The sequence below is a fragment of the Veillonella sp. genome, from assembly GCF_018381775.1.
Classification (GTDB): Bacteria; Bacillota; Negativicutes; order Veillonellales; family Veillonellaceae; genus Veillonella.
The window spans coordinates 66,000-90,380 of record NZ_JAGZRH010000009.1; the positions used below are offsets into that span (position 1 = coordinate 66,000).

The 24,381-nt window shown below is 40.3% G+C and carries 17 protein-coding genes; 15 read left to right on the forward strand and 2 right to left on the reverse strand.

Features of this window, described 5'->3' with window-relative positions; translation table 11 throughout:
• From KH109_RS06940 to KH109_RS06995, 12 genes are all read left to right on the forward strand, one after another.
• The gene (locus KH109_RS06940) at nucleotides 1-3,408 is read left to right on the forward strand and encodes a DNA polymerase III subunit alpha (RefSeq protein WP_295217099.1); all 3,408 of its coding nucleotides are present in this window, start codon (nucleotides 1-3) and stop codon (nucleotides 3,406-3,408) included.
• 148 nt (nucleotides 3,409-3,556) lie between these two features.
• Nucleotides 3,557-5,305 (forward strand): pyruvate kinase, encoded by a 1,749-nt coding sequence (gene pyk / locus KH109_RS06945; protein WP_295217102.1) that lies wholly within the window; start codon nucleotides 3,557-3,559, stop codon nucleotides 5,303-5,305.
• 35 nt (nucleotides 5,306-5,340) lie between these two features.
• Nucleotides 5,341-6,084, forward strand: coding sequence for a Bax inhibitor-1/YccA family protein (locus KH109_RS06950; protein ID WP_295217104.1), 744 nt, complete (start codon nucleotides 5,341-5,343; stop codon nucleotides 6,082-6,084).
• A gap of 11 nt (nucleotides 6,085-6,095) precedes the next feature.
• A complete protein-coding gene (locus KH109_RS06955; RefSeq protein WP_295217108.1) occupies nucleotides 6,096-7,007 on the forward strand; it encodes a LysR family transcriptional regulator in 912 nt (303 codons plus the stop codon).
• Nucleotides 7,008-7,401: 394 nt separating this feature from the next.
• Nucleotides 7,402-8,802 carry a DASS family sodium-coupled anion symporter gene (locus KH109_RS06960; protein ID WP_295217111.1) on the forward strand — a complete coding sequence of 467 codons (1,401 nt, stop codon included), beginning with the start codon at nucleotides 7,402-7,404 and terminating at the stop codon, nucleotides 8,800-8,802.
• Between the two features lie 103 nt (nucleotides 8,803-8,905).
• Nucleotides 8,906-9,175, forward strand: a complete 270-nt coding sequence (citD, locus tag KH109_RS06965; RefSeq protein ID WP_005385629.1) for a citrate lyase acyl carrier protein — start codon at nucleotides 8,906-8,908, stop codon at nucleotides 9,173-9,175.
• Nucleotides 9,175-10,140 (forward strand): aldolase/citrate lyase family protein, encoded by a 966-nt coding sequence (locus tag KH109_RS06970; protein WP_005382238.1) that lies wholly within the window; start codon nucleotides 9,175-9,177, stop codon nucleotides 10,138-10,140. Before citD ends, KH109_RS06970 begins: the two co-directional genes overlap by 1 nt.
• A complete protein-coding gene (gene citF / locus KH109_RS06975; RefSeq protein WP_105094136.1) occupies nucleotides 10,130-11,677 on the forward strand; it encodes a citrate lyase subunit alpha in 1,548 nt (515 codons plus the stop codon). Before KH109_RS06970 ends, citF begins: the two co-directional genes overlap by 11 nt.
• A gap of 227 nt (nucleotides 11,678-11,904) precedes the next feature.
• Nucleotides 11,905-12,780 carry a DUF4261 domain-containing protein gene (locus KH109_RS06980; protein WP_295217119.1) on the forward strand — a complete coding sequence of 292 codons (876 nt, stop codon included), beginning with the start codon at nucleotides 11,905-11,907 and terminating at the stop codon, nucleotides 12,778-12,780.
• A 28-nt stretch (nucleotides 12,781-12,808) separates the two neighbouring features.
• Nucleotides 12,809-13,165, forward strand: coding sequence for a cupin domain-containing protein (locus tag KH109_RS06985; RefSeq protein WP_295217123.1), 357 nt, complete (start codon nucleotides 12,809-12,811; stop codon nucleotides 13,163-13,165).
• Nucleotides 13,166-13,407: 242 nt separating this feature from the next.
• Nucleotides 13,408-14,721: an MFS transporter gene (locus KH109_RS06990; protein ID WP_295217126.1), complete on the forward strand. Its 1,314-nt coding sequence runs from the start codon at nucleotides 13,408-13,410 to the stop codon at nucleotides 14,719-14,721.
• Nucleotides 14,722-14,877: 156 nt separating this feature from the next.
• Nucleotides 14,878-15,774, forward strand: coding sequence for a hypothetical protein (locus KH109_RS06995; protein ID WP_295217128.1), 897 nt, complete (start codon nucleotides 14,878-14,880; stop codon nucleotides 15,772-15,774).
• 67 nt (nucleotides 15,775-15,841) lie between these two features.
• Here the strand turns inward: KH109_RS06995 and KH109_RS07000 are convergent, their stop codons facing one another.
• Entirely contained in the window at nucleotides 15,842-16,261 is a 420-nt protein-coding gene (locus tag KH109_RS07000; protein WP_060924520.1) for a hypothetical protein, read from the reverse strand.
• Nucleotides 16,261-17,184: a LysR family transcriptional regulator gene (locus KH109_RS07005; RefSeq protein WP_024065776.1), complete on the reverse strand. Its 924-nt coding sequence runs from the start codon at nucleotides 17,182-17,184 to the stop codon at nucleotides 16,261-16,263. Before KH109_RS07005 ends, KH109_RS07000 begins: the two co-directional genes overlap by 1 nt.
• 385 nt (nucleotides 17,185-17,569) lie before the next feature.
• Here KH109_RS07005 and nifJ point away from each other — a divergent pair, with 385 nt between their 5' ends.
• From nifJ to KH109_RS07020, 3 genes are all read left to right on the forward strand, one after another.
• A complete protein-coding gene (gene nifJ, locus KH109_RS07010; RefSeq protein ID WP_156718891.1) occupies nucleotides 17,570-21,106 on the forward strand; it encodes a pyruvate:ferredoxin (flavodoxin) oxidoreductase in 3,537 nt (1,178 codons plus the stop codon).
• 272 nt (nucleotides 21,107-21,378) lie between these two features.
• Complete coding sequence (locus KH109_RS07015) at nucleotides 21,379-22,995, forward strand: class I SAM-dependent methyltransferase (RefSeq protein ID WP_295217135.1); 1,617 nt, start codon at nucleotides 21,379-21,381, stop codon at nucleotides 22,993-22,995.
• A gap of 349 nt (nucleotides 22,996-23,344) precedes the next feature.
• Nucleotides 23,345-24,373: a WYL domain-containing protein gene (locus tag KH109_RS07020; RefSeq protein WP_295217137.1), complete on the forward strand. Its 1,029-nt coding sequence runs from the start codon at nucleotides 23,345-23,347 to the stop codon at nucleotides 24,371-24,373.
• The last annotated feature ends 8 nt before the right edge of the window (nucleotides 24,374-24,381 follow it).

Below are 24,381 nucleotides of genomic sequence, written 5' to 3' on the forward strand. Positions count from 1 at the left end.
ATGCAGCCATTTGTGCATTTACATAGTCATACAGAGTTTAGTTTGCTTGACGGCATCAGTCGCTTGCCTGACATGGTACGTCGTGCGAAGGAGTTAAATCAGCCAGCCCTTGCCATTACGGATCATGGCAATATGTACGCAGCCATTTATTTTTATAAGGAATGTGTAGCACAAGGTATTAAACCGATTATTGGGTGTGAAGTATATGTAACGGAACATAGTCGCCTTGATAAACCGGAAGGTCGTAGCCGTGAAAGACTAAAACACCTTATCTTGTTGGCGGAGACCATGGAAGGGTATCGTAACCTTGTAAAAATCGTGTCTAAAGCGTCTACGGAAGGCATGTTATATCGTCCTCGTGCAGACCGCGATTTATTGCGCCAATACAGCAAGGGGATTATTGCCCTCAGTGCGTGTATTCAAGGGGAAATTCCACAGTATATCTTGCAAGATAATATGGACGCCGCGAAGCGTTCCATCGAATGGTATATTGAGACCTACGGGAAAGATAATTTCTTCTTAGAAATCCAAAATCATGGACTACCAGAGGAGGCAAAGGCTCAAGAGGAGCTCATTAAGCTCAGTAAGGAATACGGTCTTGGCATCGTAGCGTCTAATGACTTTCACTATGTTTTAAAGGAGGATGCAGACGCACAAGATATAAAGGTATGTATTTCTACAGGCCGTCGCCGTGCTGAGGTAGACCGCTTAAAATTCCCGAATGATGAGTTTTATCTAAAATCTGGGGATGAGATGGCGGAGCTATTTGGACATATTCCAGGGGCCATGGAAAATACATTAAAAATTGCAGACCGCTGTAACGTAGAATTCAATTTTGACGAACATCACTTGCCACACTTTGATGTACCAGAAGGGGAAACGTCTAAGACCTATTTACGTAAGGTTTGTGAGCGAGAAATTCCGCGTCTTTATGGTGAAACCTCTGAAGAGTTACAAAAACGTTTAGACTACGAGTTAGATGTAATTGGTACCATGGGTTTTGAGGATTACTTCCTCATCGTATGGGACTATGTACGCTATGCCCGTGAGCATGACATTTTAGTAGGTCCTGGTCGTGGTTCGGCGGCCGGTTCTGTAGTTGCCTATCTACTTGGTATTACAGGCCTTGATCCATTAAAATACGATTTGCTCTTTGAACGGTTCTTAAATCCAGAGCGGGTAAGCATGCCCGATATCGATATTGACTTCTGCTATGAAAAGCGTGGTCAAGCTATCGAATATGTAACGCGAAAATACGGACAGGAGCGAGTATCTCAGATTATTACCTTTGGTACTGAGGCGGCTCGTGCGGTAATTCGTGACGTAGGTCGTGTGCTGGACTTACCACTGGCGGAAGTAAACCGCATTGCTAAGATGATTCCCAACGAACTAGGGATTACCTTAGATAAGGCTCTACAAGGTAAAGAGTTAAAGGCTTTATACGAAGCCGATCCAAATGTTAAAGAGTTATTTGATTTTGGTAAAAAGCTAGAAGGCATAGCGCGAAATTCGTCCACTCATGCAGCGGGCGTCGTAATTTCTGCGGACCCTCTCGATGATCACGTACCAGTACAAAATGCCAATGATGAAGGCTTTGTAACGCAGTACGACAAGGATAATATCGAGGAATTAGGTCTTTTAAAGATGGACTTCTTGGGTCTCCGTACTTTGACGGTTATGGGGGATGCTTTAAAGCTCATCAAGGCGAACCGTGGTATTGATCTCGATTTAGATGCAATACCGCTCGATGATAAAGCGGCTTGTGATATCCTCACAAAAGGTGATACGTCTGGTGTATTCCAGCTCGAATCAGAAGGTATCACCAAGCTTGTTATGGACCTTAAGCCTGAACATTTTGAAGACTTAATTCCATTGGTAGCCTTGTACCGTCCAGGCCCATTGGGCTCTGGCATGGTAGCGGACTTTATCGACCGCCGTCATGGGAAAAAAGAGGTTACCTATTTACATCCTATTTTGGAGCCGATTTTGAAAGATACCTTTGGTGTAATCTTGTATCAAGAGCAGGTTATGCAGATTGCATCTGCTATGGGCGGGTTCTCCCTTGGTCAAGCGGACTTGATGCGCCGCGCCATGGGTAAGAAAAAGGAATCTGTTCTAAAAGCGCAGCGCGAGTCCTTTATTCAAGGTTCCATAAATAATGGTATAGAAGAGTCCATTGCAAACGAAGTATTCGACTTGCTCGTATACTTTGCTGGCTATGGCTTTAATAAATCACATAGTGCGGCCTATGCGTATATCGCGTACCAAACAGCATACTTGAAAGCCCACTATTTCCCTGAATTCATGGCGGCTACCATGACTAGTTTCATGCAGAATATGCAAAAATTGACGTACTATATCAATGCCTGCAAGAAGCATAATGTTAAGGTATTGGGGCCAGATATTAACTATTCTGAACGTAGCTTTGCCGTACAAGGTGATGCTATTCGCTTCGGCCTTGGCGGTATCAAGAACGTAGGGGATAATGCCATTGATCGCTTGATTCGTGAGCGCAATGAGCACGGCCTTTATACAGATATCGTAGATTTCTGTAAACGAGTGGACAACAAGGTTGTTAATAAACGACTTCTTGAAAGTCTCATTCGATGCGGTGCCATGGATGGTTTCAAGGAAAACCGTAATCAATTATTGCACATGTATGAAAGTGCTCAAGCCGTTGGTGCTAAAGAGCAAAAGGATGCCGCTATGGGCACCATGAGTCTCTTTGGAGATATAGAAAAATCCGTAGATTTCATTCCTGTACCGAATGTGGAGGATTTATCGGAAGACGATAAACTAAAGGATGAAAAGGAATATACAGGCTTTTACATTACAGGCCATCCATTGCAAGGCTATGCGAAGGAGCTAGAGGGCCTATTTGAACTGGGCGCTCTCGTAGAAAATCCAGAGCAATATGACGGTCAAACCATTACCTTTGGCGGTTTGATTGAAAATAAGACGGACCGCATGACGAGACGGAATGAGGTTATGTCCATTCTTCGTATCGAAGATTATTCTGGTGCGGCTAATGTCGTAGCATTCCCTAAGGTCTTTAGTCAAAGTCAACAATTCCTTGCGGTCGATATGATCGTTAAGGTAAAAGGCCGCGTTGATGCGGATGAAAAGGGTGTGCAAATTATTGCAGACCGCATTATGCCGTTAAAGGTAAACTATAGTCAGGCAAAACATGTGGCCATCCACATTTATAGTCAATATGACACGCCAGAAAATAGTGAAGCCTTAAAACGGCTGTTAACGAACACCGCAGGCTCTGTGCCAACATCGCTATATTTGCACCGTCAACGGAAGCGCATTAACTTGCCACCGAACATGTGCTTTAATCCTAGTGATGAATCCATCAAGGCTATTGAAGCTATCTTAGGGGATGGCTCTGTAGAGGTGCAATAATATATGCATAAGAACCGCAATAGGGGTTAAGGTAATAATAAATATATTCACTACTTAATCACTCATGTTGCGTGAAGCACAGACGGCTTTCACAAACATTGATATAATACATGAACATCCAAATGGGATGGTTTTCATAGGAGGAAAGATGAAACGAACAAAAATCGTATGTACTGTAGGTCCGGGAACGGATAAATTTGGTATCTTAGAAGATATGATGCGAGCTGGCATGAATGTAGCTCGTTTCAACTTCTCCCACGGATCTCATGAAGAGCAAGCAGAGCGCATGCAAATGGTGCGTGATGCGGCGATGATTGTAAATAAACCAATCGCTTTATTGCTCGATACAAAAGGCCCAGAGGTGCGCCTTGGTCTATTCAAAGAGGGCAAAGTATTCCTCGAAGCAGGTCAACAATTCACGTTGACTACAGATGATGTGGAAGGCACAAAAGAGATTAGCTCTGTTAACCACAAAGGTCTTGTAGGCGATGTATCTGTAGGGGATAAAATTTTATTGGCCGATGGCCTTGTAACCCTTACTATCGATTCCATCGAAGGTAATAATATCATTACCACAGTTCAAAATAGCGGTGAAATCGGCAACCGTAAACGCGTAGCAGTGCCAGGCGTAGCACTTAGCTTGCCACCTGTATCTGAACAAGACGAAGCGGATTTGCGCTTTGGCTGTCAACAAGGTGTAGACTTTGTAGCAGCATCCTTCATGCAACGCGGTAAAGATATCGTAGCCATCCGTCGTATTCTTGAATCTGAACAAAAGGACATCAAGATTATTGCGAAAATTGAAAATGCAGAAGGCGTTAAAAACATCGATGAAATCTTAGAAGTAGCAGATGGTCTCATGGTGGCTCGTGGTGACCTCGGTGTAGAAATTCCTGCAGAAGAGGTGCCAGTACTTCAAAAGATGATGATCGAAAAATGTAACAACTTGGGTAAACCAGTTATTACGGCTACACAAATGCTTGAATCTATGATTCAAAATCCACGTCCTACACGTGCGGAAGCAAGTGACGTAGCTAATGCTATTTTGGACGGCACAGATGCCATCATGTTATCTGGTGAAACGGCAAATGGCGCTTACCCTGTAGAAGCAGTTACGACTATGACACGTATTGCAGAGGTAACAGAAAAAGCGTCTATTTACGACAGCAAGAGCCGTGCTCGCCAAGATGATGACATGACTACTACAAGTGCCGTATGTTTAGCGAGTGTGCGCATCGCTCAAAACCTTGGGGCTGCTGCAATTTTGACATGTACTGAATCTGGTCATACTGCACTTAGTGTGGCACGTCATCGTCCAGATTGTAAAATTATTGCTGTTACACCTCATGAAGAAACAATTCGTCGTATGCAATTGTGCTGGGGCGTAGAGGCTATCAAAGGCCATGAAATCATCAACTCTGATGAAATGGTAAAACAAGCTATTACAGGTGCTCTTGGCACTGGTGCTATCGAGTCTGGTGATCTTGTAGTTGTTACCGCTGGTGTGCCATCCGGTGCAACTGGTACTACAAACATGATTCGCGTTCACATCGCGGGCCAAGTGCTCTTGTCTGGTAATGGTATTTTACGTAAATCCGTAACAGGTAATGTATTCGTTGCGGCTAATCATAAAGGTAATTATGAAAGCTTCAAAGACGGCGACATCCTCGTTGTAGGTACTATGGAACCTGAATTGATGGCTGTTGCAAAACGTGCAGGTGGCATTATCGCTGTTGAAGATGGTTATACCTCTGATAGTGCTATTGCGGGCATTACCTATGGTATCCCCGTTATCTTAGGCGCTAAAAATGCTCATGAAGTACTTTTAGAAGGTCAAGAAGTAACAATCGACGGTGAACGTGGCAAGGTATTTGCAGGCATTGCAAATGCTCGATAATCTCTATAAGTCATAATTAAATAAGGAGGGATAGTATGAATCCATATAATGTAACAGGACCTACTGCAGCTGAGGTTGCACAGGTTGAAAGTATCGTATCCCAACGATTAAAAGGCTCTTTCTTGTGGATGGTTGTAGGCTTACTTACGACTATCGGCGTTGGTATAGCGGCATTGGCAAATCCTGATTGGCTACGCTTTGCGTACCAAAACTTTAATATTATCCTATTAGTTGAGCTTGGCGTAGTATTCCTATTCAGTGCGCGTGCGTATGCGGCTAATGTTATGACCTTGAAAGGAATGTTCTTCCTCTATAGTGCATTGAATGGTCTTACGTTGACACTTATATCCTTGCGATATAATGTGTTTGAAGTAGTTATTCCTGCGCTAATCGGTACGCTTGCCTTCTTCATTGGTTTTGCTATCGTAGGGGCTACGACGAAACGTAATTTGTCATCCCTAACACCATATGTAATGGCTGCCTTACTTGGTATGATCATCGTATCTTTTGTGATGATAGGGGCTCGTTATTTTAACTGGGCTGTACTCAGTGGCTTTAGTGACACTGTTAGCTTAGTTCTAGGTTATGTAGGGGTTGTAGTATTCTCCATCTTTACAGCTATCGATGTGAACCGCATTAAAAACAATGTGACACAAGTAGCGCTCTTGGAGGATGAAACCATTTTAGATCGCATTGAAATCACAGGTGCTTTGAGCCTATACTTAGATTTCATTAACTTATTCTTATCCTTATTGCGCATCTTTGGTAATAAGCGATAAAAGGAGATTGTATGGATAATAGAGAATGGCAAACCTTTGTAACCGTTGTCGATGAAGGCAATATTACAAGGGCTGCAGAAAAATTATTTTTATCGCAACCGGCGTTAAGCTATCGGTTGCGCCATATGGAAAAAGCCTTGGGCCATTCTCTGTTGTTGCGAACTGCTGAAGGGATTGCTCTTACCGCGCAAGGCGAGATTTTCTATGATTACTGTAAAAGAATGATGCAAGATCATGAAGCCTTAGAAAATGCTATGAACTCCGCTTCTGGTAAGATTCAAGGGACCTTAAAAATTGCGTCATCCATCAACTTTGCAGACTATGAATTGCCCGCCTTGTTACGATCTTTCCGGGAGCAATATCCAGATGTGCATATACAAGTAAAGACGGCTTTCAGTCATCAAGTGGTGAAGATGTTCAATGCCGGGGACTGTATGGTAGGATTCGCCCGTGGCGGTTATGCAGTATCTGGTAAGTCTGAGCTACTATTAGAGGAACCGTATTGTTTGGTTTATAAAGAATTAGTACCGCCTGAATCCCTTGAGAAGGTACCGTTTATCAAGTATCAGACTGATGCATCCGTAGCCAATATCATCGAAACATGGTGTGCTGAACATTTTGAAGAACCACCTAGTGTTGCCATGGATGTAAATTCTATGAGTACGTGCCGCCACTTTGTGCGCGCCGGGCTCGGCTGGTCCATCTTGACCTATATGGGTCTTGGATCTTGTAAGGATAGAGATATTTATGTAAGTCCATTGCGTAGTAAAGATGGTACGTATATTACCCGTGATACCAACATGGTGTACACAAAGGATGCAGAAAATCTTGTAGTAGTTAAGACCTTTATCGAGTATGTTCGGGATTACTATAAAAAACATACTGTAGTAGATAATAGTATTTTTAGAGAATATAAAGCATAGATTTATAAATAGAACCTATATAAAAATTTGAAACTGCCTATTCATGCTATTTCAGTATTAGACTTTTTCGATATAATAAGTCATAATAAAGGTGTCTCGAAAGAGCCAGGCAGGACCATGTAAGTGCATGTATACCCCCTTTGGGGACGTATACATGCATTTTTTTCATTTGGGGCTGCTATTCTATGCTCAAAATGCATAAAAAGTATGAATAGTAGATATAAAAGTTTTTATAACCCCTATAAAGGTAATCTATTATTCATAATTCTTTTAAGCATATATAATGAGTGTAGACAAAAACTCCTAGAGTTCAATAGCTGATAGTCGCGTATCACGAATTTCTGGGGTAGTGTTAGGATGATTACATGCCTATGTTTTTAAGAAAGGAAGAAACATGGAAAAATTCTTAAAACTAGCACTTATTGTGCTAATCCCAATTATCCTCTGGTTTACAACTCCGCCAGCAGGACTTTCTGCGGAAGCGTGGCGCCTCTTAGGCTTCTACATTGCAGGTATCGTAGGTTTGATTTTAAAACCATACCCAATTCAAATTATTTTATTAGCTGTATTATCTGCTTCTGCATTATTCTTAGACAATGCAAAAGATATCTTGGTAGGTTACGGCTCCACTGCATTATGGATGATCATTGCAGCCTTCTCCTTGAGCGTTGCCTTTGGTAAAACTGGTCTTGGTCATCGCGTTGCTTACCATTTGATTAATGCATTCGGTTCTACTGTATTACGTCTTGGTTATGTAACAGCACTCCTTGATTTAGTATTATCTCCAGCAACACCTTCTAACACAGCACGTGCAGCTGGTATCGTATATCCTATTAACTTATCCATTGCAGAATCTATCGGTTCTTATCCTGGTGATACTGCTAAACGCGGCGGTTCCTTCATCTTGATGAATGGTTACTTCGTAACAAAGATTACGTCCTTCATGTTCTTAACAGCTATGGCTCCTAATGTGTTGGCTTTGGACTTTGTTACTAAAATCACTGGTCTAAACATGACTTGGGCTGAATGGGCTTTGGCTTTAGCTCTTCCTGGCCTTGTAATGTTGATTTTCGTACCACTTGTAGGTTACTGGATCGACCGTCCTGAAGCAGTAAAAATTGATAATAAAAAATTAGCTGCTGACGGTCTTGCAAAATTAGGACCTATGAAAATGTCTGAAAAAATCTTGGCTGTTGTATTTATTCTTGCTCTTATCGGTTGGGCATTACCTTCCATCGGTTTTGACTTGAGTCCAACAGCAGTAGCTTTAGTAGCTATGACTGTTGTATTCTTTGCTGGTATCATTACTTGGGATGATATGGTTCAAACTAAAGCTGTTTGGAATACATTCATCTGGTTTGGTGCTATCCTTGGTTTATCCACTGCTTTGACAAAAGCTAAATTCTTTGCTTGGCTTGCAGCATACATGCAAGCAAACTTGGCACTTGATGTGTCTCCACTCGTAGTAGTATTGATTCTTTCCGCTATTAGCGTTGTAATTCGTTACTTATTCGCTTCCAGTACTGCATACATTGCGTCTATGCTTCCAGTATTCTTAACGGTAGGTATGGCAGCCGGTGTTAACCCAGTTATGTTTGGTCTTGTATTACTTGCAACAAATGCATTTGGTGGTCTCGTAACTCACTACGGTGCATCCCCTGGTCCAATCATCTACTCTGCAGGTTATAACAACTTGAAAGATTGGTGGACTGCTGGTGCTATCTTAGCGGTATTGAGTTGGATTCTACTCTTTGTAGTAGGTATTCCTTGGTGGACTTTCATCGGTATGATTTAATCACCATATAATTTTATAATCATCATTGTTTTTACGGCTTAGGCCAGACTTCGCGACGGTCTGGTCTTTGCCATTTGATATATTTTTAGTGAAAGGATGCAACATGGCACAATTAGTAAAAGCTGCACAAGCTGGCTTCGACGAAAAAAATGATGCATTAGTAACGGTTGAACCGATTGCTAGCGGTATCGAAATTGAATTAACATCCAAAGTTATCCGTCAATACGGCGACCAAATTAAATCAGTTATCTTGAACACAGTGAAAGAAGCTGGTTTTGATGGCGTGAAAGTAATCGTACAAGATAAAAATGCTTGGGATTACACAATTAAAGCTCGCGTATTAGGCGCATTGGAAAGGGGGAGCAAAGCATAATGGCTAACGATAAAACATTCCCAGAAGTTAAAACAAACCCATTAACAGAGGCTGCTAAAAAACGCTTGTCTCGTTCCATGATGTTCGTACCAGGTAATACACCTAAAATGATTAACAGTGCTGACATTCACGGCTCTGACTCCATCATGATCGATATTGAAGATTCCGTGCCTATTACAGAAAAAGATACAGCTCGTCTTTTAACTGCAGAAGCATTGAAATCCCGTAAATTCCGTGCAGAAACAGTTGTTCGTATCAACCATCCTACACAAACTCCTTATGGCTATGACGATCTCGATGTAATCGTTCCAGCTAAACCTGATATGATTCGTTTACCTAAAACTGAAGATGTTTCTGAAGTTGAAATCGTAGCGAAGAAAATTGAAGAAGTAGAAAAAGCTAACGGCTGGCCAGAAGGTACAATCAACATTATCGTAGCTATCGAATCCGTTCGTGGCTTGTACAATGTTCGTGAAATCTGTCACGGCCCTCGCGTAGTAGCTATCGCTCTTGGCGCTGAAGACTACCGTGCTGACCTTCGTACAGGTAAACATAAACCAGCTGTTGAATTGTTGTTCGCTCGTCAAACAATCCTTCATGCAGCACGCGAAGCAGGTATCCGCGTAATCGATACTGTATTCTCCGACGTGAAAGACCCTCAAGGTTTCCGCGAAGAAGTTGAATTCATTAAAGCTTTGGGCTACGATGGCAAATCTTGTATCCACCCAAGCCAAATCAAAATTATCCACGAAGTATTCACTCCTGACGAAAAAGAAATCGCTCATTCTGTTAAAGTATTGAACAGCTATGCAGATGCATTGCGCAATAATAAAGGCGTAATCTCCGTAGATGGTAAAATGATCGATGGTCCTATCGTAGTTCGTGCACAACGCGTAGTTGATAAAGCACGTGCAGCAGGCATTAAAGTTGAATTAGAGGAAGGAGCAGAATACGATGTTAAATAAAGTAGGTCGCGATATCCCAACAAATATCCCAGCACTAGAAGGTCGCGAAGTATATCAAGGTGAATTCGCAATTGAACCTAAAGCTCATCGCGCAGGTAAACCTGTACACATGAGCCGTGTTGGTACAAATAAAGTACTTGCTTCTATCGATGAAGCAATCGAAAAAGCTGGCGTAAAAGATGGCATGACATTGTCCTTCCATCATCACTTGCGCAATGGCGACTATGTAATGAAAATGGTTATGGAACGCGTTCAAGCAAAAGGCATTAAAGACATTACAATCGCGTCTTCTTCCTTGTCCCCATGCCATGAATTCTTGGTAGAAATGATTCAAGATGGTACTGTAACAGCTATCGAAACATCTGGCTTGCGCGATCGTCTTGGTAAATTCTTAACTCAAAACCCAGGCGTATTAAAACGCCCTGTAGTAATTCGTTCCCACGGTGGTCGTGCTCGTGCTATCGAATCTGGCGAAGTTCATATTGACGTAGCTTTCATGGGCGCTCCTACAGCTGACCCTCGCGGTAATGCTACTGGTCGTTTGGGTAAATCCGCATGTGGTGCTCTTGGCTATGCTAAAGTTGATTCCCACTATGCAGACACAACTGTTATCATCACTGATAACTTAGTTGACTATGTACACAACTATGCAATTCCTCAAACTGATGTAGATTATGTTGTTGAGGTTGAAAGCATTGGTGATCCAGAAGGTATCGCTTCTGGTGCGGTAGGTTTCACTAAAAACCCTATCCAAATCAAAATTGCTGAATTAGCTGGTGAATTCCTTGATCAAGCTGGCATTATTAAAGATGGTTTCGTATTCCAATTGGGCGCTGGTGGTGCACCATTGACTGTAGCGAAATTCATTGCTGAAAAACTTCGCAAACGTGGTGAAGTAGGTGGCTTCGCTATCGGCGGTGCTACTGGTATCTTGACTGGTATGCTTGAAGAAGGCTTGATTCGTGCTATTTACGATACTCAAACATTCGATACTACTGCAGCTGCATCCTTGGATAAAAACCCTGCACACATCGAAATGTCCGCTTCCATGTACGCTAACCCATGGACTGACTGCACTACAAACTACCTAGACGTAGTATTCCTTGGTGCTACTGAAATCGACCTTGATTTCAACGTAAACGTAATGACTGACTCCAACGGTGTATTGATGGGCGCTTCTGGCGGTCACTCCGATACAGCAGCAGGTGCTAAATGCACAGTTATTACTTGCCCATTGATCCGCGGCCGCTTGCCAATGATCCGTGACAAAGTTGCAACTGTAATTACACCAGGCTCCTCCGTTGACGTACTCGTTACTGAATACGGTATCGCAATCAACCCAGCTCGTACTGATTTGATTGAACGCTTCAAAGATAGCAACTTGCCTATCTACACAATTGAAGAATTACAACAATTAGCATTCGACTTAGTTGGTAAACCACAAGATATCCCTGTATCTGACAAAGACGAAGACATCATCGCAATCGTAGAATACCGCGATGGCTCTATCATCGACGTGGTTCGCAAACCTCTATAATTGAGTAGTGATGAGAGTCCGGTAGAAACCGTAACGGTTTCGCTGCTGTCTCATATCCCATGCTGATTAGATAATATAAAGACCCTCTCTATAGTCTTTGGACTCATAGAGAGGGTCTTTTATGTATATAAAATGTTGCTTGAGTAATTGTAGTATAGATGAATATACGATATACTATAAGGTAAAGGAGGTGTTTTATATTACGTTTTATCTATAGGAGAGAGCATATGAGCCAAGTATTTAAACAGGATTTAACAGATAATTCAGTTCGTCCTGGCGGTTTGTTTTTCGTTGAGTTATTAATGCCGGAGCAGTGTGATATGCCTAATCGAGATACAATGGTAGAGGTATTCACAAAGCATTTAGGAACTATTGATTGCTTTAGTTATGGCACTGAATCTGCTGGTTTTGCGCCTCAGAATTATAAGGTTCATTATGAGGATAATGATGCTGATGTTCCACCGACTTTAATGGTGACGAATTGTGAGAAAATCGATAAACCTGTACTCGATGATTTTGAACGTAGCCAGGTGTGGGATTGTCCAAATGTAGACGAGTTGCTAGATGAGTGCCAATATAGAGTATTTGCTACCGATATGTTAGCGTCTGGTTTAGAGCCTAAAGAACGAGCTGATATGCTCGTGAAATATGTAGATGCACTATTAGAGTTATATCCATCCTGCAAGGCTGTTGTCTTTGGGCCAGCTCGAAAGTTATTAAGTCGTGAAACCATTGAAAATCATCCAGATAAAGAGGTAACACGTTTTATTTATTATGCTGTAAATGTGCGATATTTTAGCATTCAAGGCACAGATGACATGATGGTTGATACGTTAGGTATGAGTACCTTATTCTACCCTGATTTGCAGTACCATTTTCATGGTATGAACCCCGATGAGATCGTAAATCATGCGTATAGTGTACTGTACTATATCTTTGAGCACGATAATCCTATTGATGATGGGCAAACGATTGCAGGGTTAGCAAATGGAGATTTGAGTCCAGATATCAAATGGGCGGTTCAGTATGAGGACTCCTTAATTCAACCGGTTCGAACTGTTATAGATATTAATATGGGTGAATATGCATCAGGAACACGTTAGTTGTTAATCGATGAAAGGTGTGAGCATTATGAGTGATCAACGTATTTTTGATATGGAACTTGTGAAAGTTGAAAGCTTGGAGAAAGCTGTTAGGACACCATTTTATGAAACTGATTCCACAGGTGGTTCAGTATGGGTTATTAAACCTGGTCAAACCTTACCGAAACACTACCATCATCACTCTGATGATATATGGGTTATATTGCAAGGCAAGGGGGTATTTTATCCAACGCCTGATACAGAGGTGCCTTTTACAAAGGGGCAAGTTATAGTATCTAAAAAGGGTGAATGTCATGGTGCAAAAAATACTGGGACAGAAGATATTGTATTTGTGAGTATCGTTGCTCCTGTGCCTGCTGATTATGATCCTGTTAGTACAAATTAATATGAAAGCACTTTATAGTATTTTGCTATCTTATGATAGAGATATATTTATACTATAAAGTGCTTTTTTATTTTATATAGTCATTCCTAGAGAATATATCTTTTTTTATTTAATATGCCATTATTTAGGTTCCACTATTCCTATTTAGCATCTCTATATTCTATATAATTCCATTGACAGAGGACTTTTGTTTTCTTAAGATAATAGGGTATGTAATATCTTAAGTAGTAGAAAGGAATTATATGAGCTCATCTACACCAGAGCCTCAAAGTGGGGTTATTGATTTTAAAGACTTTACGAAGCGTCGTATGCTACACGTAGTCTTGCCATTATTTATTGTTTCTATTATTGCCTTTTTGGACCGTGTAAATATTGCCTATGCTGGCTTGACCATGAAGGAGAATTTACCATGGTTGACACCAGAGGTATTTGGTATGGGCGCCGGTATCTTCTTTATAGGCTATGTTTTATTTGAAGTCCCTGCATCCCTAATCGCTGCTCGCTGTAATGCTATGCATTGGGTAGCGCGTATTATGTTTAGTTGGGGCCTAGTATGTATTCTTATGACAACGATGACCACAGAGTTGGAGTTTTATATTTATCGATTCCTTCTTGGTCTATGTGAAGCCTCTTTATATCCTGTAATTTATTCGTTACTCATTCCAAATTGGTTCTTGCCAAAGGAACGTGCAAAGGCAATCTCCTTGATGTTAACATCTTTATTGTTCTCAAACATCATCGGTGGCCCATTGGCAGGTATCTTGCTAGATACAACCTTCTTTGGTTTACATGGTTGGCGTACACTCTTTATTGTTGAAGCCATTCCAGCCGTTATCTTTGCTTTCATTTTCGCATTCTGGATGAAAGAACGTCCAGATCATGCATCTTGGGTAACTGATGCAGAAAAAGCGTATATCAAGGCTGAACTTGAAAAAGAAGAGCAACAAAAGCAAGCTGTAAAGAAATATACGACATGGCAAGCTTTAAAAGATCCAAAGGTATTGCGTTTAGCGTTAATTTACTTCTTATGGGTTATTGGTTTCTGGGGCTTTAGCTTCTGGATGCCTCAAGTGCTTAAAAGCTTATCTGGTTGGCCACCTAGCGTAGTAGCATGGTCTATTGCGATTCCCATGTCTGCTGCATTACTTGTACAAGTATATTGTGGTTATTCCTCTGAAAAGCGCAATGAAAAACGTTGGCATGTTGCTACAACCTTGTTCATTGGTACTATTGGTTTCTTAGCAACACCACATAGTCCATCCCCAGAAATTAGTTTATTCTTTATCTGCTTAACTGCTGTAGGCGTTTACGGTGGCATGGGTGTATGGTGGACAATGCCAACAACCTTCTTATCTGGTGCTGCTGCGGCAGGGGCGATGGGCCTTATTAACTCCTCTGGTAACATGGGGGGCTGGGTAGGTCCTTACATGCTTGGTTTCATCAATGGTCATACAGGTAGCTTTACTTACGGTTACTATGTAATGGGGGCCTGCATGTTCCTTGCAGCTCTATTGATTTTGACATTACCAAAATCTATGGAACACAAAGACGACTAAGTTAAATATTAAAATTACAAATTTAAAAGAGCTATATTTTTTATTCTTTTCTATGACGGATATTGAATAAATATATAGCTCTTTTTCTTTTAGTAAATATATTGTTTTATGTATAATAAGAGTAATGTAATCTACAGTAAATAGAGAGAGGATACTATGTATAGAACGTTATTATTAGCAACCGTATTAACAACTTTCACAATAGGTGTATCTGTAAGTGCCATATCATTACATGATCCGACTGGTGAAGGTAGAGCTGCCTTTGAGAAAATTGCAGTATACAACCGTGACGTTGTTAAAGTTTCAGGTCCTTATGATTCATGGGAATCAGCTGTTAAGAATTTAGGGCGCGCTAAATATATTAGTGATATAGAACAACGTAAGACGATAGATAAGTTGCAGAGTCAATTGAAGCCTATATTAGGCGGTTATTATGTATCAGCATATTACGTAGATTCTAATATCCTTACTCATGACGAGGGTACCATTAAAATCAAATCGACTACTGATGCGGTAGGTGAAAGTAAATATATTGTAGAGTATAAAACACAAGAGCATTATATTGATTCTGTCTTATGGAATCCATTTGTAGAGAAAATTATTACAGTAGCAGATCCGATTATTTCTTATGAGAATCAGTATGGAACGGGAAAACTTATAGTTGTGACAGCCTTTGAATATCAAGAGGATGTTCAAGGTTTTCCAGATAAGGGACTTATAGCTGCAAATAAAGCTTATAAGGCTGCTGAAGATACGTTGGTTAGTAGAGTATTGGAATTAGGCTGGGTTGATACATCTCGTGAAGCAGAGTTACGAGATTATTTAAATACAAATGATGGTATTCATAAGGGGTACACTTTGGACGCGATGGGCTTTGGTGTTATGGCTCAAAAAGATCTCTTTCTTTATATAGATAATAAAGGTAATTTCCATCATAGGCACTACTCTGTTGTGAGTGAATGGGAAAAATCCTATAATAAGAATTTCAGTTTATATAAGCGCATTCCCCTTGATAAAAAGATAAAAGCTATTACTGTGGTTCAAACGGATTAAGGCAGATATAACAAAAAGCCAGATACAATGTAAATACTTTTTAGTATGTATTGTATCTGGCTTTTATTTATTTTTTTACATCCGGTACTTTCCCAGGGTTCATATCGAGGTTTAAATCCGTCGATTTGAATGGGGAAGGGTTAGCTTCTGGCGGTTGTACTTTAAGCTCTGGGTGCAACCATTGTAGTTGTTTCAGTTCCCAGTCGTACTTGGCACCGTCGTTTTGTAATTGACGAATGTCTTTAAAGATACCATCCAGTTGGTCGCTATGTTTATTAGCCATCCCTTCTAGGATGTAAAGGCGACCAGCTACACTATCAACGGAAGAACCATCGTGGTCTTCATCGACACGCCATTGTAGTTCTGAAATTTGTATTTGCTGGAAGATTATAACAATGACCAGCACGATGATAACGCCCCACATGGGTGTTTCTTTAGCTTTCAAAAGGGCCCGCAATTTAGATGCGAGCCCAGATGGTTTATTCATTATTGACGATCCTCGAGTTGTAATCCAGGTAATGGTAATTTGGAATTTACAAAGTCTAACCACAAGCGAGAAGCGTGGGAGAGGTAATGACCTTTTTTCCAAATAACATAAAGTGTATGAATAATTTCTGGTACAAGTGGACGTACAACGACCTTGGAACCAACCTCTGTATTTTCACCTGCCTCAGGGCAGAGACGAGATGGTAACAATGCGATGGCAAGGTCTGCACTAACTGTTTGCAACATAAGATCACGTTGGCTTGTTTCAAATACGATATGAGGTTGAAAACCTGTATGTTTACAAGCTTTGATGATTTCGTCATGCAAATTAAAGTCATCTTTGTGTAATACGAAAGACTCGTCAGCTAACATTTCTAAACGAATCTCTTTTTCTTTCGCAAGAGGGCTAGATATTGGAACGATAACGGAAAGCGGATCACTAGTGAGGTAGAAGGACTCAAATTCTTTTGGATTTGGTTTCGTACAAATGATACCAATATCAATCAAGCCTTCTTGAACACTAATCTCAACTTTTTTAGAACCTTGTTCATAAAGTTCTAATTCAATTTGTGGATATACTTTTTTGAACTCCCCTAAAAGCTGAGCGAAGATAGGTGCATCGGTAATTGGTGGAATACCAATTCTAATGGAACCTTGCTCCAAACGAAACTCGTTTTCAAAATCAGTTTTTAGATGTTCAAACATGAATACTACGCGTTTTGCGTGGGTTAAGAAGATGGTACCCCCATCAGTAAGTTCTACAGATTTAGCATTACGCATGAAGAGAACAACACCAAGTTCGTCTTCTAAAGCTTTAATAGTACGGCTGATAGCGGATTGGGAGATGTGCAAATTCCGCGCAGCTTTACTAAAGCTTTTTTGATCAGCTACTTCAACGAAGTATTTCAAATGATGAAAATCCATAATTAACCCCCTAAAAATAAAATCTGGTTATGGGAAGTGACCTATACTAAATGAGAATAGTTATTACTATAACGCAATTAGCTATTACTTTATGTAAAGCATGGATAGCAATATTGGCAAAGCGACAGTCACTGTATGTGTTGCGTTGATAGGGCCCAGCACGTTATAATGTGCATATAGGGCTATATCAAGTTATGATATTAGGAATTATGGTTGTGCCCAATACAAAAGTATGTTCACACATAATGCCATATTATATATAACATATATATTATTGCATTATTTTTTCATGTGCGCAAGTTTGTAATGGTTGTTATTCCTAAACATAATGATAGATTAAGCAAGTGTTCTATTTTTGCTAAATGCTTAAGGAGGCAATAATCACATGAGTCGTAAATTTAAAACTATGGACGGCAACCAAGCGGCTGCTCACGTTTCTTATGGTTTTACAGAAGTTGCTGCGATTTACCCAATCACTCCATCTTCCCCAATGCCAGAACACATTGACGAATGGGCTGCGTCTGGTCGTAAAAACATCTTCGGCAACACTGTTCAAGTTGTAGAAATGCAATCTGAAGCAGGTGCTGCTGCCGCAACTCACGGTTCTTTACAAGCTGGTGCATTAACAACAACTTTCACATCTTCCCAAGGTTTGTTATTGATGCTTCCTAACTTATACAAAGTAGCAGGCGAATTACTTCCAGGTGTATTCCAAGTAGCTGCTCGTGCATTGGCTGCACACGCTTTGGCTATCTTCGGTGACCATCAAGACGTAATGGCTGCTCGTGCAGCTGGCTGCGCTATGCTTGCTGAATCCTCCGTACAAGAAGTAATGGACTTGTCCGCTGTAGCTCACTTGACAGCTATTAAAACTCGTGTACCATTCATCAACTTCTTCGACGGTTTCCGTACATCCCATGAAATTCAAAAAATTGAAATCTGGGACTATGAAGATTTGAAACCATTAGTAGATATGGACGCTGTTAAAGCTTTCCGTAAAAATGCTTTGAACCCAGATGCTCCTGTAACTCGTGGTACTGCAGAAAACCCTGACGTTTACTTCCAACATCGCGAAGCATCCAACAAATTCTACTTGAACGTTCCTGACGTTGTAGAACATTACATGAACGAAGTTAACAAATTGGCTGGTACTAACTACCAATTGTTCAACTACCATGGTGCTCCTGATGCAACTGACGTAATCGTAACTATGGGTTCCTCCGCTCAAGTAGTTCAATCCACTGTTGACTACTTAAACAAATTGGGCCGTAAAGTTGGTTTCATCAACGTTCACTTGTTCCGTCCATTCGCAACAGATCGTTTGTTGAAAGCTCTTCCTCAAACAGTAGAACGCATTGCAGTTCTTGACCGTACTAAAGAACCAGGCGCTTTGGCTGAACCATTGTTCTTGGACGTACAAGCTGCTGTAATCGACGGTGGCCGTAACGTAAAAGTTATCGCTGGTCGTTATGGTTTGAGCTCCAAAGACGTTATCCCTGCAGACATCGTATCTGTATTCGATAACTTGGCTGCTGAAAACGGCAAGAAATTCTTCACATTGGGTATCAATGATGATGTTACATTCTTGTCCTTAGATCGTGCTGAAGGCGTAGAAGTTGAAACTCCTGGTTTGACTGAATGTAAATTCTGGGGCTTCGGTTCTGACGGTACTGTAGGTGCGAACAAATCCGCTATCAAAATCATCGGTGACCACACTGATATGTATGCTCAAGCATACTTCGACTACGACTCCAAAAAATCTGGTGGCGTAACAATGTCTCACCTTCGTTTTGGTAAAAACCCAATCAACTTGCCATACTTGGTAACTGAACCTCAATTCGTAGCATGTCACCGTCAATCTTACGTACATGAATACGACTTGATCCGCGGTATCAAAAAAGGCGGTACATTCTTGTTGAACTGTACTTGGTCTCCTGAAGAATTGAACGAACATTTACCTGCTAAATTACGTCGTCAAATCGCAGAAAAAGAATTGAACTTCTACATCATCAACGCTGCGAAAATCGCTTCCGAAATCGGTTTGGGCGGCCGTATCAACATGGTAACTCAAGCTGCATTCTTCAAATTGACTGAAATCATCCCTGTAGATGACGCTGTTAAATACCTTAAAGAATCCGTAGTAACTTCTTACGGTAAAAAAGGTCAAAATATCGTTGACATGAACAACGCTGCTATCGATCAAGGCGTTAACGCTTTGGTAAAAGTAGATGTTCCTGCTGACTGGAAAAACGCTGTTGATGAAGGCGGCCACGCAGTTAAACCTGGTTGCGAATCTTGCCCATCCTTCGTTCAAAACATTGCACAACCAATCAATGCACAAGCTGGTTATGATCTTCCTGTATCCACATTCGCTGGTTACGAAGATGGTACATTACCTGCTGGTACTGCTAAATTCGAAAAACGCGGTCCTGCATTGTTCGTTCCAAAATGGTTACCAGAAAACTGTATCCAATGTAACCAATGTTCCTTCGTATGTCCACATGCTACAATTCGTCCAATCTTGGCAACTGAAGCAGAAGTGGCTGCAGCTCCAGAACATTTCGATACAATCCCTGCATTGGGCGCTAAAGACCTTCAATTCCGTATCGCAGTATCCCCATTAGATTGCTTGGGTTGCGGTAACTGTGTTGATATCTGTCCAGCTCCTAAAGGCAAAGCTATCGTAATGACTTCCATCGATTCCGAAATCGAACAAGCTGAAGCATGGAACTACGGTGTTAACCTTCCTGTAAAAGAAAACCCTATGAAGAAGGAAACTGTTAAAGGTTCCCAATTCGAACAACCATTGTTCGAGTTCTCCGGTGCTTGCGCAGGTTGTGGTGAAACTCCTTACGCTAAATTGTTAACTCAATTATTCGGCGACCGCATGATGATTGCCAATGCAACTGGTTGTTCCTCCATCTGGGGTGCTTCCATGCCTGCATCTCCATACACAACTAACCAACAAGGTCAAGGTCCTTCTTGGGCAAACTCCTTGTTCGAAGACAATGCTGAGTATGGTTATGGTATGTACATCGGCGTTAAGAAAATTCGTCAACAATTAGTAGAATTAGCTGCTAAAGCTGTAGAAACTGCTACAGGCGAATTGAAAGAAGCTTTGGAACAATGGATCGAATTCGCTAACCTTGGTGCAGCAACTCGTCAACGTTCCGAACGTTTAGTAGCAGCTATCGAAGCTGAAGGTGCTACAACTCCAGAATTGAAAGAAATTCTTGAGAAAAAACAATTCTTGATCAAACGTTCCCACTGGATCTTCGGTGGTGACGGCTGGGCATACGATATCGGCTTCGGCGGTGTTGACCATGTATTAGCTTCTGGCGAAGACATCAACATCTTCGTATTCGATACTGAAGTATACTCCAACACTGGTGGTCAAGCTTCCAAATCCACTAATATCGCAGCAGTTGCTCAATTTGCAGCTTCTGGTAAACGTACTAAGAAAAAAGACCTTGGCATGATGGCTATGTCTTATGGTTATGTATACGTAGCACAAGTAGCTATGGGTGCAGATAAAAACCAATTGATGAAAGCTGTTGCAGAAGCTGAAGCATATCCAGGTCCTTCCTTGATCATCGCTTACAGCCCATGTATCAACCATGGTATCAAAGCTGGTATGGGTAAAGCTCAAGAAGAACAACGTAAAGCAGTTGCAGCTGGTTACTGGGATCTTTACAGATACAACCCTCAACTTAAAGAAGAAGGTAAAAATCCATTCTCCTTGGATTCCAAAGAACCAACTGAAAACTTCCAAGACTTCCTTAAAGGTGAAGTTCGTTACGCATCCTTGGCTAAAGCAGCTCCAGACGTTGCAGAAGAATTGTTCGCTAAAACTGAACAAGACGCTAAAGATCGTCGCTTAAGCTACGTTCGCTTACAAAAAGGTTTCGAAGACGTAAAATAATTCCTTATTTAACGACTAAGAACTAATAAGAGGCACCCTTTCGAGGGTGCCTCTTTTGTATATAATGTAGTTAACTATATGTGGAATTTATTTTATTGTACCTTAAACTAATGAAGTCATTTCTTGAATAGCTAGTTCCTGAATTACCAATGCTTTCACAATAGGTAATATACTAGGAATTTGGTATAATATTAAATAGTTGTGCATATACTACTATGTATATTGTACTGATATATGATTTGATAACTTTAATAGTAAATATAGAGGTGCTTATGGCTAAGGATAATCAACAGATCGCAACAGACGATATGCAACAAACAATATATAAAGAATTAGGCTATAAATCCTATCCATTTCCTTTTACTACGCCTGCTTATTTGGAAGCATATGGTACACTTGTAGGTCTTAAGCCACCAACGGCTAAAACAGCACGTGTACTTGAATTAGGTGCTACGTATGGGGGAAATATTATTTCTCAAGCTATGCATAATCCAGAAGCAACATTTGTAGGTATTGAGCTTTCCCAAGATCAAGTAGAGAAGGGCAACAAAATTATTAGTGATGCCAAGTTAGATAATGTATCTCTATTGCAAGGGGATATTTTGAACTTTGATGAATCCTTAGGAAACTTTGATTACATTATTGCCCATGGTTTTTACTCTTGGATTAGCGATGAAATGAAGGATAAGTTACTTGATATTATATCCCATCATTTGGCTGATAATGGCATTGCATATGTATCCTATAATACATACCCAGGTTGGCATACGATGGAAGAAGTTCGTCAACTTATGCTATTTGCTAATCGTGGTTATGATGAGTTGACTCATAAGGAAAAGGTATTACGCGGTAAAACTGTAGGTAGTCTAGTAGGTGCTCAAATTCTTAATTATGATAACCTTAAAGAGCGTAATAGTAAATTCTTAGGTGCCTTGCGTTCCGTTATGCAAAAGGATGATTATTATGTAGGTCATGACCATTTAGAACCTCATAATGATCCATGTTACTTCTATCAATTCAATGATCATTTGAAAGCTCATAATCTTAGCTATGTATGTGATGCAGATTTAACATTATCCATGGTTCGTACCTATGATGAAAGCATCGCCGATAAACTTGAAAAATTGGCTCCTAATAGCCAAGCGGATCAAGAACAATATTTAGACTTTATGCTTGATACAACATTCCGCAAGTCTATTATTTGCAAAGAAAGTGCTGCAAAGGATATTAGCTATGATGTAGCTAATCCTGATAAGGTGAATACAGTACCTGTACGGTCTATCGTAAATAGTTTTGTATTCCAAATCCTCTTTGATGAAGAAGCATTAGAAATGTTTGAAAATGAGCTTGTACGAGATACATTCAAAGCGCTCATTAAAGATGGTGGCACTTTCAATATGATCGAAGCCCTTGCCATTTTAAAAGCTGCTCACGATGCTGCTAAGGCATCTGAAGATGACTTAGAACCAGCTGTATGTAGTTTATATAAAGCTATCGTTGAACATATGGTACGCGGTGGTATTCGATTCTATAAAACATTCCCTGATAAACAGGAATATATGGAGGGCTTATCCTTTGTACCAGCTCGTTTTACAAACTTTGTAAAAGCTATTGCTGATGGTGGTAGTGAATATATTTATGGTGCAAATATGTTCAATGACGCTATTGGTGATATTTCTGAAGAAGATTTATTGTTCATGGAATTATTGAATAAGCCTAAAGCCAAGTCTACGATGATTAAGAAGATTAAAGATTCTCTCTTTAGCGCTGATAAGGCCCAAACTGGTAAACACCAAAATGCCATGGCGGAAGCATTCTATAATGAATTGACGAAGCGTATGGAGCAATTAGGCTTTATTAGAAGTAAGAAAAACAATGGTCTTTCGTAATTCTTTTAAAATTTCTAAGATAATATTTTGGTGATTCATATAATCTTCAGAATAAACATAAAACCCATTACACTTATAACATTTATGTGTATTAAGTAGTAATGGGTTTTTGTTTTATATAATTTAATTTAATCTTTTTTAATAATTATTACATTTAGTTATTTAATATTGCCAAAAAAGTATAGTAAATCGATAAAATTAATGAGAAATAAATGAACCATATATGAAAAGTGTGGTATACTATGTATGGGTATTTTAGTGAACATCATCCGATGTGTTGTGGATGATATTATAAATTGTATTAGTTACAATGTTGTTTTAATTGTATTATTTGTAAAAGGAGTCTTTTATGGCATCTAAGAAGGCCGTTCTAGTATATATACTAGAAATCCTGAAAAGTGAAACGGATGCTAATCATACTTTATCTCAAGAGGAGATTCGCAGTATATTAGCCGAGCGGTACGAGGTATCCGTCGATCGGAAGACCTTAGGCCGTCATTTAAATGATTTATATGAATCTGGTGATTTTGGTATTCAATGTGAAGAGTCTGCCGTAGGAGCAGATGGTACTATTCGCCGTACTGATTTTTATATGATTCATACCTTTGAAGATTCGGAATTGAGATTATTAATTGACGGTATTTTGGCGTCTCGTCATATTACCGCATCTCAACGTAAGGATTTAATTAGTCGTGTTGCTAAATTGGGTAGCTCTCATTTCAAGCCCCATGGTATTGATATTGAAAGTGCTACGGGTTACCTTCATAGAAGTCAGGACTTATTCCTTAACATTGATCTCATAGAAGAAGCGATACAAAAGGGGAAAAAAATTTCCTTGGCTTATTGCCAACCTGACGTGGATAAACGATTACATATCAATCTCGGTCCAGATAATAAGGAGCGAAAGTATGTATTCAATCCATTCCAACTAGTTATGAATCGAGGACACTATTATCTAGTTGGAAACCACGAAAACTATGATGACATGTCTACATTGCGTGTCGATCGAATTGCACACATTACGGTGCTGAGCGAGCGTAGAAAACCTTTGCGGGAGATAAAGGGCTATAACCAGCAACGCACCTTTAATGTATCGCAATATGTAAAAGAACATATTTACATGTTCGGTGGTGAATCCGTTACCGTAAGTTTTAAGGCGAAGCGTTCTATTGTAAACCAAATTTTAGATTGGTTCGATGGCAATGTGGAATTCACCAACGTCACATCTGATGATGTTGTATGCCGTGTACGTGTAAATCATGATGCCTTTAAGTATTGGGCACTTCAATATATGCAAAGTGTGAAAGTACTTTCACCAGCATCCTTGGTAGCAGAAGTGAAAGAAGCTATTAAGGAAGGCTTAGCACAATACTCATAATAAAAGAG